The 1,277-nt window shown below is 48.0% G+C and carries 1 protein-coding gene; it reads left to right on the forward strand.

Features of this window, described 5'->3' with window-relative positions; all coding sequences use genetic code 11:
* Positions 1-56 precede the first annotated feature (56 nt).
* Positions 57-1,203, forward strand: a protein-coding gene (locus PVA01S_RS26325; RefSeq protein WP_430102679.1) for an IS3 family transposase whose coding sequence is annotated in 2 segments (ribosomal slippage) — positions 57-328 and positions 327-1,203 — 1,149 coding nt in all. Because the reading frame shifts where the segments join, the coding sequence is not laid out codon by codon here.
* Positions 1,204-1,277 lie beyond the last annotated feature (74 nt).

Genomic DNA, 1,277 nt, shown 5'->3' on the forward strand with positions numbered 1-1,277 from the left:
ATAATGCTCCCATAGGTTGAGACACAGGGGAGTGAAAAATAAGTTATAATGAAGCTATGGAAAAACGGAACCGATATACCTCAGAGTTTAAGACAAAGGTCGTCCTGGAGGTCCTTCGAGAGGAGCAGACCGTCAACGAGATCGCAGCCAAATATGAATTGAGCCCAGTCATGATCAGCCGGTGGAAGGCTGAATTCCTTGAGCGTGCCTCCATGGTGTTCGAGAAGAAGACCAGTGAAGCCGACAAACTGAAAAAGGAGTACGAGAGCAAGCAAGAGCATCTAGAAAAGCTGGTCGGCCAACTCACAGTTGAGGTTGACTGGCTCAAAAAAAAATCTGGCCTCAAATGAACCGCTGGAAGCCCGGAAAGCGATGGTAGAGCGCGACCATACCGAGATCACAGTGAAGCGTCAGGCAAACCTGCTGAGTGTGAACAGAACGAGCGTATACCGTCCGAGCAAGGAGCAACAAGAAAGCGAAGAGAATGTGCAGCTCATGCATCGAATCGATGAGATCTATATGAAGCACCCTTACTTCGGTTACCGACGCATGACAAATTTTCTTCGGGACCAGGGCTCCGAGATCAATCGTAAGCGCGTACGCCGTCTGATGCAGCTCATGGGTCTGGAGGCGATCTATCCGAAGCCAAACTTGAGCAAACGCCTCCATGCCAAGTACACGCGTCCTTATCTACTTCGCGGCTTAACGATCGACAGGCCCAATCAGGTCTGGGGAATCGATATCACCTATCTAAGGATGGGCAAAGGATTTATGTACTTGTTCAACATCATTGATTGGTACAGCCGCAAGGTGATTGATTATGAGCTGTCCAGTACGCTCGAAAAGGGCTTTGTTATGAGATGCCTTAAACGCGCATTCAGCCGCTGCAAGCCGGAGATCATGAACAGCGATCAAGGTTCGCATTTTACTAATGCGGATTATCTGGATCTGTTAGAAAAGGAAGGCGTCAAAGTATCGATGGACGGTAAGGGCCGGGCAACGGACAACAGCCGCACGGAGCGTTACTTTCGGTCGCTCAAATACGAATGTATCTTCCTCAATGAATTTGAAGACCCTCGCGCGCTGCGCAAAGGGATAGCTCGCTATGTCCAGTTTTACAATCAGGATCGTCCCCATCAGTCTCTTAATGGGGATAAGCCCTGTCAATTTTATGCCCAAAATGTCGAAAAAATCGCATCCTAATTTAATAGATTACGAGATTGGAGGACATAACTTATTCCTCAAAAAATCGTGTCTTGACAATGGGGAGCATTACA

It is taken from the genome of Paenibacillus validus NBRC 15382, assembly GCF_004000985.1.
Lineage (GTDB): Bacteria > Bacillota > Bacilli > Paenibacillales > NBRC-103111 > Paenibacillus_G > Paenibacillus_G validus.